Here is a 12905-nt window from a genome sequence, read left to right as displayed (position 1 = left end):
TTAAGGTTTGATATTGTTACCCTTTAATTTGAGTTTTTTATTTTTTTTGTTTCTAGGAACGTTTTACAACTCTATATCCACTGAAGTTTGTAATTGTTACCCCTTAATCGCTTTTTTTATCTTGTTATAATCTTCCAAAGTGTATAAGTAAAAAAGCGTTTGATTTTTTTTAGATACTTTTTCATGGTCACATTATTTATAAGAACTAGTTGTTGATTTGTATAGGTATATCAACATCGTTTTATAATTGTTACCCCTTTAATCCATATTTATTTGAGATTCTTTTTTTACATTAGCAGTTAAAATATTTTCTATGACCACATTAACTGCACATCCTGATCAAATGTATATTGAAGGATTGGCGTCGAATAATTCGGCGATTATCCAGTCCATCTATAAACAGTTTGTCCCAAAAGTGATTCACTACATCAAGAATAATTCTGGTGATGAGGATCAAGCACAAGATGTGATTCAGGAAGTATTGATTGTATTATTTGATCAGGCTAAAGCCAAAAAACTGCTTTTGACTTGTCCCTTTGATGCTTACTTTTTTTTATTGTGCAAAAGAAGATGGCTCAATGAATTGAAAAAAGCTTCGAATAAAGGGGTAACAATTGCCGATGATTTTGCATCTATAAATGAAGACGCTAATGCAATGGTGGCTCAAACGGAAGTTTTTGAGGAGAAACAACAGCTTTTTGATACTATGTTTCAAAGACTAGGCGAAAAATGCCAAGAAGTGCTGAAATTGAGCTTTGTGCTCAAATCTATGGAAGAAGTAGCTCAAAAGCTCGGTGTGAACTATGGTTATGTACGCAAGAAAAAATCTTTGTGTACAGGGCAATTGACCCAGTGGATTCAAGAATCAAGTCAGTATCAAAATTTAAAATAATTACGCCATGAATGAGGAACGTTATCTGTTATTCGATCAATATCTGCAAGGGGAGCTTACGGCTGTTGAGAAAAAAGCTTTTGAAGATGAATTGAAAGCTGATGGTGATTTGGCCATCGCCTTTGAGAATTATAAAGAGGTAAATTTTCAATTGGAACAAAAATTTGGAATTGAAAGTGAACGAAAAGCATTTCAGGAGAATTTGGTTCAAATGGCGTCTAAAACCACCAAGAAGAAAAAATCAAAACTCAGAACATTGAAGCCTTGGTATTATTCAGTGGCGGCTTCGGTGACGATTTTATTGGGTGCTTGGTTTTTACTGCAAAATTCTAAACCCGTATTTGAGGATTACAATGAATATGAAAATGCCTATTTTATAGAAAGAGGGGAGTTAAGTGTCAATATGAAATTGGCGCAGGAAGCTTTTAATAATAAAGATTTTGAAGAGGCTTTGCCGCAATTTGAGATTATTGTAAAAGAAAATGCAAGTCCTGAAATCGAACTCTACTACGGGATTTCCTTGATGGAGATGAATCGTTTGAAAGAAGCTGAAACAGTTTTTAAAGAGATTCAATCGGGGACTTCTGTTTATAAAAACAAAGCCAGTTGGAATTTAGCCTTACTAAAATTAAAACAAAAAGACTATAAAGCTTGTGAGGCAATATTGAAAACAATACCAGCCGATTATGAAAATTACGACCAAGTAGCGGATTTGTTAGATAAGTTGGATTAGAAAATTTAACACCAAAGGCACAAAAAAATCAAAGACACAAAAGAGTTTATCAAAATAGCTCTTTTGTGTCTTTTGTATTTTAAAAATAATATAAAATTTTGGTGTCTTTTATGTTTAGTTTTTTAAAAAGTTTGCAATTTTGTATCCTTAAACTTTGCCATTGGATACAAAAACAATAATTACCGATACACATACGCATCTTTATTCAGAAGAATTCAAAGAAGATAGAAACGAGATGATACAGCGTGCCATAGATGCTGGAGTTTCTCGTTTTTTTATTCCTGCGATTGATTCTAGTTATACGGCATCTATGTATGATTTAGAAAAAGCCTACCCTGAAAACGTTTTTTTGATGATGGGATTGCATCCTACGCATGTGAAAGAGGACTATGAAGCCGAACTACAACATGTGAAAGAAGAATTAACCAAGAGAAAATTTTACGCTATTGGGGAAATTGGAATCGATTTGTATTGGGATAAAACGCATTTGAAAGAACAGCAAGACGCTTTTAGAACTCAAATCCAATTAGCCAAGGAGTACCAGTTACCGATTGTAATTCATTGTCGTGAAGCTTTTGATGAAATTTTTGAAATTTTGGAAGAAGAAAAATCGGATGATTTGTTTGGGATATTTCACTGCTTTACGGGGACTTATGAGCAAGCAGTTCGTGCAATTTCATTTAATATGAAATTGGGAATTGGAGGAGTGGTTACTTTTAAAAATGGAAAAATAGATCAGTTCTTACAGCAGATTGATTTACAACATATTGTCCTTGAGACAGATTCGCCTTATCTCGCTCCTGTTCCTTATAGGGGAAAGCGAAATGAAAGCAGTTATATCCTAAATGTAGCCAGCAAATTAGCGGAAATATATAGGGTTTCAGTAGCAGAAATTGCTGAAAAAACTACTGAAAATTCGAAAGCAATTTTTGGGATTTAAAGTAGAAATTTATCTAGTTTGACTTTTTTTTTGTTCTTTTGCTTTGACTAAAAAAACTATAATGCAAAAATTTGACGCGATTCGTCCTTTTTATGACTCTGAGGTAAATGAAGTATTCAAAAAATTACTTCATCACCCGATGATGAAATCCTTAATGAATTTTTCTTTTCCTGATGTTGCCGATGAAGTGTGGAGAGAACAGCTTTCAAAAACGCATTCTATTCGAGACTTCCAATGTAATTTCATCTATCAATCAGTACAAAAAGTATTGGAAAAAAGCTCTGAAGGTCTTTCGACTTCGGGTTTCGAGAAATTGGAAAAAGGGGAATCCTATCTGTTTATTTCCAATCACCGTGATATTTTATTAGACACTACTTTGTTGAATGCTTCTTTATTCGAACATGGATTGGTGATGACGGCCTCAGCTATTGGAGATAACTTGGTGAAACAACCATTCTTGATGGATTTGGCTAAGTTAAACCGTAATTTTTTAGTTCAAAGAGGTTTGAGTCCTCGTGAAATGTTGCAAAGTTCTAAAACCTTATCGGAATACATCGGTCACCTGCTGACACATGAAAGTCGTTCAGTTTGGATTGCTCAACGCGAAGGAAGGACCAAAGATGGAAATGATGCCACAAACCCTGGTATTTTGAAAATGCTTGCCATGGGTTCTGATGAGGCTAACTTGATGGACTATTTCAAGAAAATCAAAATCGTTCCTGTCTCTATTTCGTATGAATACGACCCTACTGATGCTTTGAAAATGCCACAATTATTGGCAGAAGCTAATAATGAGGTGTATGTGAAGCAAGAGAATGAGGATTTTATGACGATTTTGAGTGGAGCGTTAGGGCCTAAGAAACACATTCATATTCATATTGGTGATGTATTGAACGATGCCATAGATATTATCGCCGCTGAAAACGATAATGCCAACAAACAAATCCAAGCGATTGCTCAAGCGATTGATGATTCAATCTTGCCTAATTATAAATTATGGCCTACAAATTATATCGCTTACGATATCATCAACAATAGCAACACTTTTGCAGAATATTACACTGAAGATCAAAAGAGTGTTTTTGAGCGCAGAATGGAAAAACGTATTGATGCTGCAAATCCTGTAGCTTTACAAGGTTTTTTGAATATGTACGCAAATCCTGTTGTGAACAGTTTAAAGTATAACAATGCAGTCCAAAGCTAAAATACTCTTGATTTATACCGGTGGAACCATTGGTATGAGTAAAGATTTTGAAACAGGAGCTTTGAAAGCTTTTGATTTTAGTCAGCTATTGCAACAAGTACCCGAATTGCAACAATTGGATTGCGAGGTAGATTCGGTTTCTTTTGAAAAACCTATCGATTCTTCAAATATGAATCCTAAAATTTGGGGAGAATTAGCCGCAATCATTGAGGATAATTATACCAAATTTGATGGTTTTGTGGTTCTTCATGGTTCTGATACCATGTCGTATACTGCTTCGGCTTTGAGTTTTATGCTCGAAAATTTAACCAAACCTGTTATCCTTACAGGTTCTCAATTGCCTGTAGGCGATTTGCGAACAGATGCCAAAGAAAATTTAATTACAGCTATTCAAACTGCTTCCTTACGTGAAAAAGGAAAAGCGGTAATACAGGAAGTATGCCTGTATTTTGAATACAAACTCTACCGTGGCAATCGCACCACCAAAGTAAATGCAGAGCATTTTCAAGCTTTTAATTCGCCTAATTATCCTTGTTTAGTAGAATCAGGTGTGCATTTAAAATGGAATAAGCAATTGCTTTGGCCAGTTTCAGAGATAGGTAATGATTTGAAAGTGCAGTATTTATTGGATACAAATGTGCTAATATTAAAATTGTTTCCAGGGATTTCAGAAACGGTATTAAGATCTGTTTTTTCTATTCCAAGCTTGAAAGCTGTCGTGCTAGAAACCTACGGAGCCGGAAATGCTACAACGGAGAAATGGTTTCTTAAGATCATTCAAACTGCTGTCGAAAAGGGTGTCTATGTCGTAAATGTAACGCAGTGCTCCAGTGGTAGTGTAAATATGGGGCAATACGAAACCAGTAGAGAGTTGAAATTGGCTGGAGTTATTTCGGGAAAGGATATCACCACTGAAGCTGCTATTACCAAACTAATGTATTTATTGGGTAAAAATACCGCTCCAAAGGATTTCAAAACCTTTTTTGAAACTTCTTTGCGCGGTGAGATGATTTAATGCCGTTTTTACTTTTCTAAGTCATTTTTTTTTGAGTTATTTGCAAACCAAAATAGAGAGGTGTCTGAGTGGTTGAAAGAGCTAGCCTGGAAAGCTAGTATATGGGCAACTGTATCGAGGGTTCGAATCCCTTCCTCTCTGCTGATTAACATTCAAATTACATTAAAACCCCTAAAAACGTATGTTTTTAGGGGTTTTTTATTTCTTTTTATTCCAAAACAATTCATTTAGTATGTATACCTAGGGGTACAAATCGGAGTACCTATTTTATAAAATAAATTGTGCTCCTATTTATTTGTAAACCCCAGTAAAATTAGGCTGTTCGATAGATGAACATCTTGTTCTACTTTGATATTTAACGTAATTTAAATAATCATTAAAGGTTACCACAAATGGATGCAAAAATTTCAATTCTCTTTTTCCTTAAAAGAGCCAAAGTCAATTCAAAAGGCTTAGTGCCTATTTTTCAAAGAATCACTATCAATGGTAAGCGTATTGAACTTAGTTCGGGTAAGTACATAGATCCACTCAAATGGTCTATAGAAGGCGCTAAAATTAAAGGTGCTTCTGCAGAAGCAAGAGCAATAAATAGTCATCTTGATTTATTAAAATCAAAAGTCATAGATGCTGAAAAAGATTTGTACAATCGAGAAGAGGAAATCAATTTTGAAAACATCAAGAACAGTCTTTTTGGTGTAAAGAAAAGAGCACGCATGCTAATTCCAATCTTCGAGGAGCACAATCGAAAAATGAAAGAGTTAATAGGCTTAGAGTATGCACCTGGAACATACGAACGGTACATGACCTCATTAAAACACACTAAAGATTTTCTTTTGTGGAAATACAATATTTCCGATATCAGTATCGAAAAGATAGATCATGCCTTTATAACAGAATATGAGTTTTATTTGAGAAGCGTGCGTAAATGTGCCAATAACACAGCAGTAAAATACATCAAGAACTTCCACAAGATTGTTAACCAGTGTTTGGCCAATGGATGGCTTACTAAAGATCCATTTATAAATTATAAATCAAAGGTAAAAGAAGTCGTTCGTGAATTTCTTTCGGAAAAAGAGATAGAAGAAATCATCAATAAAGAATTTGAAATCGAACGATTGGATTTAGTTCGTGATATCTTCATTTTTAGTTGCTTTACGGGCTTAGCCTATGTAGATGTACAGCAATTGACAAAAGAAAACATTTCGATTGGAATTGATGGTGATAAATGGATTTTCAAGAACAGACAGAAAACAGAAACTACCTCCAAAATTCCACTTTTGCCCATGGCGCAAGAAATTATCAATAAATACCAGAACCATCCCATAAGTTTAAATCAAAATCGATTGTTGCCTATTTTAAGCAATCAAAAAATGAACTCCTATTTGAAAGAAATCGCTACAGTTTGTGGTATCAATAAAGAACTTACTTTTCACATAGCCAGACATACTTTTGCAACAACCGTTACACTGTCTAATGGTGTTCCATTAGAAACAGTAAGCAAAATGTTAGGACATACCAATTTGAAAACCACTCAACACTATGCTAAGATTTTGGACAAAAAAATAAGTCAAGATATGATGGTTTTGAGAACAAAGTTTGGAGCTAGGACTGAGGAGAAAAAGAAGAATTCCATTTAGTTAAATTTATTACGATTTAGTTTGTTTTGTTATATTTTAGTAGGAAATAGACTGGAAATATAATTTATATTTGTAGCTATTATCAACTAAAAATAATAATTAAATGATTTCATTTCAACATGCCATTAGAGATGAATTCTTAGAGATGAGTGTTCCGTTAAGGAACCAAAAGAAGGACAAAATCAAATTTTCTAAAGAATTCATCTTCTGGGCTGAAACTAAAATTGACGAACTCCACGAATGGTTAAAAACGCATGATTTCGAAAACGAAGAAGAAGAAATTGAATTCTTCAAAGAAATCAAACCCTGTATTGTTTCTAAATTAATTTTTCAGAAGGAATTATTGCGAATCCATACAAACATGCCTTCAGGCAATAAATTGAGTCTAAAATTCTTTGAAGAAGAACTTAAGAAAGCAGCAAAGAGTCTCAATGTAGAATCTAAGTTTTACAGTTACTATCGATCAGATGCAAATGATTGGGATAGTCAGTATTTTACTCGAAAAACAAAGAAAAGTATTCTGGATACAGATAATTCTCAAATAGGTTTTGATAGTAAGATTTCAACTTGTTATGACAATAAGATTGCATCTATTTTAGCACATGACTTATTAATTTGCTATATCGAAAATAGAATTAGAAAAATTAAAACGAAAATCAAGTTAAAGAAGAAAGCCAGTCAAAAGGCGATTAAAGCGCAATCTAATTTACAATGGACTGGAACCAAAACCGAATTTATTGAACTTATCTATGCTCTTTATTTTGCAAAAGTGCTTAATAATGGAAATATTAGTATAAAAGAAATTGCCTCAACAATGGGAGCTTTGTTTAATATGGACATCAAAGACAGCCTGTACCGCACCTATTCGGAGATTAAAAAGCGCAAAGCACCTTCTTCAATATTCCTTCAAAGATTAGTAGATATTTTTCGAAATAAAATCATCGAAGATAGTTTCTAACAAATCAGTCCGTAGCCTCAAAATACCAAATACCACATTTTTTCTTCTTTTTTCAAAAACCCCAATTGGGGACAACTTGGGGATTTCTTTCAATTCATTAAAATCACACCCATTTACATCCATTTTTGAGCTTCAAAAAGTAAGTCTCAAAGCATCCTTTTAGGACTTCTAAATTTTTTTCTCCCGTAAATCCTAGCCTTTGGCGTGATTTTGCATAAAAATCATACCCCAATTGGGGACAACTGGTGGATTTTATTCATCCAAATGAAATTAATTTGTTTTTGTAATCATAACAAAACAAATCATGAATTTAAACGCGAAAAAATTATTCCCAGAAGTAGACAATTACGAATTGTTAACCCATCAAGTAGTAACCAAAAAAGACCTGCTGATTTTCGGAAATGCACTGCTTAAAGAAATCCAATCATCCACAACTCATGAAAAACCAGCCCAATGGTTAAAATCATCTGAAGTTAGAAAGCTTCTAAAAATCTCTCCAGGTACTTTACAAAATCTTCGCATCAACGGAACACTTCAGTACAATCGAATTGGTGGCATCATTTATTATAAGTACGATGATATTTCTAAAATGCTGGATAAATAAGCAATTATCTCAACCACTAAGAACCTTAGCAACTTTTAAAATGAACTACATCAAACACCTCACAGGATTCTTTGAAAAAGTATCTATCGACCATGATTTAAATCCAACGCATATCAGTCTTTATATGTCCATTTTTCAGATGTGGAATCAAAACCGTTTCCAGAATCCAATTGGTATTTCTAGAGACGAATTAATGCGAATCAGCAAAATTGCATCTTCCGCAACTTACCATAAATGCATTAAAGAACTCCATGAAAAGGGATATGTCAAATATTCACCTTCATTCAACCCTTTCAAAGGATCAATCTTAGAAGTAATCAATCTAGATTTCTACACCAAACCAATCCCAAAAAAGGAAATTAAGAGGTTGAAAAGCCAGCAAAAAAATGAACAAGTCATTGAACAACCTATTGAACAGCTTAATGAACAAGCTGTAAACAAGCACCAAACAAGTACTAAACATGTACCTTATATAAACAATACAAACATTATAAACATTGTAAACAGGGAAGAAAAAAAAGTACCACCCAAAATTGAAAATGTTCAAGAGTTTTTCAAAGAAAAAAAAGTCCAAATGATGGAGGCCGAAAAATTTTTCAATCATTTTCAAAGTAATGGTTGGTTGGTTGGTTGGAGGGAAGACCCCAATGAAAGATTGGCAAGCCGCCGCCCGAAATTGGATTTTAAACCTGGACAAATTCAATAACAATAAATCCACAACCCAACTCAATCCCAAAAACCTCAACGTAACCAACAACAAAAACTACGCAGAACCTCTTTAATCAGAACTGTCATCTCGAGCGGAGTCCAGAGACACAATTAATAACTAATAACTCCACCATGAACATCTACCAAACCTTCCATATCGAAAACAACACCAAAATCTACGATCCTAGAAAATGCTTTCAGTTTCTGCAAAGCCAAGGCAAACAAACCTATCACCCTAATTTCAAAATTCAACAAGAAGATATTCCAACCATCTACAAATTGCTTATTTACGCAATTCAAGACCATAAAAGCGCAATTAAGCTCGGAATCGACCTCAATAAAGGAATCTTGCTTTCGGGGCCAATAGGCTGCGGAAAAACGTCATTAATGCATTTAATCAAACCATTTGTCCACCCCAAAAACGATTACAAGATCAAAACCTGTCGCGAAGTGTCTTTTGAGTTTGCCAAACAAGGCTACGAAGCTTTGAATATTTACACGCTGAAATCCGTGAACCAAAACAAACTCCCTGGTTATTGTTTTGATGATTTAGGAGCCGAACAACAAATCAAACATTTCGGGAACGACTGTAATGTCATGGCTGAAATCCTAATCACACGTTACGAACATTTTATTGAAAACAAGGCGATAACCCACATTACTACAAATATGTCAGCAACCGAAATTGAAAAAGCATACGGCAATCGGGTACGGTCTAGGTTGAGGCAAATGTTTAATCTTATTACATTTTCTTCTGAGACTACCGACAAACGGTAAGAGGTTAAACATTCACGTTTTCCAAAATTCAAATAAAGAGAATGAGTAAATGTTCAATTTGACAACATTTGATACAAAAACGATAGATAAAAGAAAATAGGTATTCTATTGTTAATAACAATTTCATCTAAACTAGATGAAATTACTTATTTTTAGAGTCTTAAAAATAAAGTGTTACCAAATGACAATTCAACAATACATTACCAAAATAAATATCTTGTTTCAAACAGGAAATGCTCGTGAACATTCGTATCGTGGAGACTTACAAAACCTCATCATGGGGATATTACCTGATGTTTTGGTAACCAATGAACCTGCCCGAGTGGAATGTGGTGCGCCTGACTATGTACTGACTCGCAAAGACATTCCGTTGGGATATATTGAAGCCAAAGACATAGGGGTAGATTTGGCCAGTAAAACTTTAAAAGAACAATTTGACCGTTATAAATCAGGTTTGTCTAATCTGATTTTTACCGATTATATGGATTTTCATTTTTACAAAGAAGGCGAACTTATCACGAAAATTGCCATTGCCAAGATAGAAAATGGAAGTATTATCCCTGTAGAAGAAAATTTTACAGCCTTCACAAACCTGATACAGAATTTTGTTCAAGTTATTTCACAAACTATCAAATCACCAACAAAGTTGGCACAAATGATGGCAGGGAAAGCACGATTGATGGCTGATGTTATCGAAAAATCATTGAATCATGATGACGTCGAAAATAAACGCACCCAGTTAAAATCTCAAATGCTATCGTTCCAGCAAATGCTGATTCACGATATTGATAACAAAGCATTTTCGGATATTTATGCACAAACTATAGCCTACGGAATGTTTGCAGCTCGTTATCATGACCCTACCTTGCCTACATTCTCCCGAATGGAAGCCGCAGAGTTAATCCCAAAATCAAACCCTTTTTTGCGAAAACTATTCCATGACATTGCAGGCTATGATTTGGATGATCGTTTGGTATGGATAGTAGATGAGTTAGTAAGCATTTTTCTTGCGACTGATGTATCGAAGATTATGAAAAACTTTGGTAAAAGCACCAAGCAGGAAGACCCCGTAGTGCATTTTTACGAAACCTTTTTGGGCGAATACAATCCCGCACTTCGCAAAGCCCGTGGGGTTTGGTACACGCCACAACCTGTGGTCAATTTTATAGTTCGTGCTGTTGATGATATTTTGAAAACCGAATTCGATTTACCCCAAGGTTTAGCCGATACCTCCAAAATTAAAATCAAGAAAAAAGCCGTTACCCAAACCTTAGGCAAAAACGCCAAGATTAAAGAAGTAGAAACAGAGGTTGAGGTGCACAAAGTGCAAATTTTAGACCCAGCCACAGGAACCGGAACTTTTTTGGCTGAGGTAGTCAGACACATACACCAAAAATTTAAAGGACAGCAAGGCATTTGGAGCAAATATGTAACCAATGATTTGATCCCTCGATTGAATGGATTTGAGTTGCTAATGGCGTCTTATGCAATGGCACACCTTAAAATGGATATGCTGCTTACTGAAACAGGATACAAACCTAGCGACGACCAACGATTTCGGATTTTCTTGACCAATTCCTTAGAAGAAGCTCACCCTGACACCCAAACCTTATTTAGTTCGTGGCTTTCTGACGAAGCCGACCAAGCCAATGCTATTAAGCGAGATGCTCCCGTAATGGTAGTTATTGGGAATCCTCCGTATAGCGTGAGTAGCTCCAATAAAAGCGAATGGATTCAAAATTTAATTGCGGACTATAAAAAAGATTTAAACGAGAGAAAAATCAATCTTGATGATGATTATATAAAGTTTACCAGATTTGGACAACATTTTATAGATAAAAACGGAAGCGGTGTTTTAGCGTATATTTCTAACAATAGTTTTATTGATGGCATTACCCATCGTCAAATGCGAAAACACTTATTAGAAAGTTTCGATAAGATTTATATACTCGATTTACATGGAAATTCTAAAAAAAAAGAACTATGTCCTGATGGCTCGGTTGACCAAAATGTATTTGATATAATGCAAGGTGTTTCTATTAATATTTTCATCAAAACTGGAAATAAGAAAAAAAATGAATTGGGTGAAGTTTTTCATTATGATTTATATGGTAAAAGAGATTTTAAATACAATCAACTTGAAAACAATTTATCGAAATTAGATTGGAAGAAATTAAACTTTGAAGAACCATATTACTTTTTTGTCCCTAAAGATTTTGCCTTACAAGAAGAGTATGAAAAGGGATTCAAAGTTGATGATTTATTTCTAAATCATAATACAGGTATTCAAACAAAATGTGATGAACTTTCAATACATTTTGACAAAAGTTCATTGGAAAAAGTAGTTTCAAATTTTAAAAATATGCCTATTTCAGATTTAAAAAAAATATACCCAAATAAATCAGACTCTAGTGGTTGGAGTTTTAAAAATGCGGTCGAAGATTTAAAAACAAATAAGATTTTTTATTCAAAAATTCTTTACCGCCCATTTGATATCAGGCATACAATATATACTGGAAAAAGTAGTGGTTTTATTGGAAGACCAAGAACAAGTACAATGTGTCATTTAGTAGACAGAGATAATTTAGGTTTAGTGACATTAAGAATAAATGGTGAATTAATGGAATACGTTTGTTTAGTTACAAATCAGATTATAGAAAAGGGTAGCCTCCCAAAAGGTAACTATTCTATTTTTCCGCTATACCTCTACCCCGAAAGCAACACTCAACAAAACCTATTAGAAACCAACGAAAGAACCCCCAACCTTAATCCTGAAATTGTAAAAGCAATCGCATCAGGTTTAGGATTGTCATTTGTGAACGAAAAAGAAACCGAGAATAATGTTTGTTTTGCTAATAGCGATGAGGTACGCGCTGAGTTCAAACAAAGTTTTGCCCCGATAGATTTGTTAGATTATATCTATGCGGTTTTGCATTCGCCAACTTATAGAGAGAAATATAAGGAGTTTTTAAAAATAGATTTTCCTCGTGTTCCTTATCCAACTGATGTAGAAACCTTTTGGCAACTGGTAAAACTAGGAGGAGAATTGCGAGAAATTCATTTACTAGAAAGCGCAGTAGTAGAAAACTACATCACACAATATCCCGAAGATGGCAACAATATAGTTACCAAACCTAAGTACGAACAACGAAATTATGTTGTAGAAAACGACACCATAACGCATAACGATACTTTTGAACCTATGGGAAGAGTTTACATCAACAACACCCAATATTTCGATAATGTCCCTGAAACAGCATGGAATTTCTACATTGGAGGCTATCAACCTGCTCAAAAATGGCTCAAAGACCGTAAAGAAAGAGAGTTGAGTTATGAGGATATTTTGCACTATCAAAAAATGATTGTGGCTTTATTTGAAACAGATCGAATTATGAAGGAGATTGATAAAATTGAGGTTTAAAACAATATACTCACAA

At 34.3% G+C, this 12905-nt stretch carries 11 protein-coding genes and 1 tRNA gene; all 12 read left to right on the top strand.

Annotated elements, in window-relative coordinates:
• Nucleotides 1-313: 313 nt before the first annotated feature.
• The 12 genes from ACNH59_RS04345 (at nt 314) to ACNH59_RS04290 (ending at nt 12889) form a co-directional block, all read left to right on the top strand.
• Entirely contained in the window at nt 314-892 is a 579-nt protein-coding gene (locus ACNH59_RS04345) for an RNA polymerase sigma factor (RefSeq protein ID WP_418264207.1), read from the top strand.
• A 7-nt stretch (nt 893-899) separates the two neighbouring features.
• A complete protein-coding gene (locus ACNH59_RS04340; protein WP_418264206.1) occupies nt 900-1625 on the top strand; it encodes a tetratricopeptide repeat protein in 726 nt (241 codons plus the stop codon).
• 160 nt (nt 1626-1785) lie between these two features.
• On the top strand, nt 1786-2565 hold the full coding sequence (locus ACNH59_RS04335; protein ID WP_418264205.1) for a TatD family hydrolase: 780 nt from the start codon (nt 1786-1788) through the stop codon (nt 2563-2565).
• A gap of 61 nt (nt 2566-2626) precedes the next feature.
• Entirely contained in the window at nt 2627-3769 is a 1143-nt protein-coding gene (locus ACNH59_RS04330) for a 1-acyl-sn-glycerol-3-phosphate acyltransferase (RefSeq protein WP_418264204.1), read from the top strand.
• On the top strand, nt 3753-4784 hold the full coding sequence (locus ACNH59_RS04325; RefSeq protein WP_418264203.1) for an asparaginase: 1032 nt from the start codon (nt 3753-3755) through the stop codon (nt 4782-4784). The genes ACNH59_RS04330 and ACNH59_RS04325 overlap by 17 nt, the downstream gene beginning before the upstream one ends.
• A gap of 54 nt (nt 4785-4838) precedes the next feature.
• Nucleotides 4839-4925: transfer RNA gene (locus ACNH59_RS04320), tRNA-Ser, on the top strand.
• A gap of 251 nt (nt 4926-5176) precedes the next feature.
• Complete coding sequence (locus ACNH59_RS04315) at nt 5177-6421, top strand: site-specific integrase (RefSeq protein WP_418264202.1); 1245 nt, start codon at nt 5177-5179, stop codon at nt 6419-6421.
• 103 nt (nt 6422-6524) lie between these two features.
• The gene (locus ACNH59_RS04310; protein ID WP_418264201.1) at nt 6525-7379 is read left to right on the top strand and encodes an RteC domain-containing protein; all 855 of its coding nucleotides are present in this window, start codon (nt 6525-6527) and stop codon (nt 7377-7379) included.
• Between the two features lie 304 nt (nt 7380-7683).
• On the top strand, nt 7684-7983 hold the full coding sequence (locus tag ACNH59_RS04305) for a helix-turn-helix domain-containing protein (RefSeq protein WP_418264200.1): 300 nt from the start codon (nt 7684-7686) through the stop codon (nt 7981-7983).
• A 40-nt stretch (nt 7984-8023) separates the two neighbouring features.
• Complete coding sequence (locus ACNH59_RS04300; protein ID WP_418264199.1) at nt 8024-8689, top strand: transcriptional regulator; 666 nt, start codon at nt 8024-8026, stop codon at nt 8687-8689.
• A 134-nt stretch (nt 8690-8823) separates the two neighbouring features.
• A complete protein-coding gene (locus tag ACNH59_RS04295; RefSeq protein ID WP_418264198.1) occupies nt 8824-9468 on the top strand; it encodes an ATPase in 645 nt (214 codons plus the stop codon).
• A gap of 181 nt (nt 9469-9649) precedes the next feature.
• On the top strand, nt 9650-12889 hold the full coding sequence (locus ACNH59_RS04290) for a type ISP restriction/modification enzyme (RefSeq protein WP_418264197.1): 3240 nt from the start codon (nt 9650-9652) through the stop codon (nt 12887-12889).
• Nucleotides 12890-12905: the final 16 nt, after the last annotated feature.

The organism is Flavobacterium faecale, assembly GCF_048320115.1.
Lineage (GTDB): Bacteria > Bacteroidota > Bacteroidia > Flavobacteriales > Flavobacteriaceae > Flavobacterium > Flavobacterium faecale_A.
The sequence above is the reverse complement of the archived record's forward strand: the minus strand, read 5'-3'. Positions and strand labels throughout refer to the sequence as shown.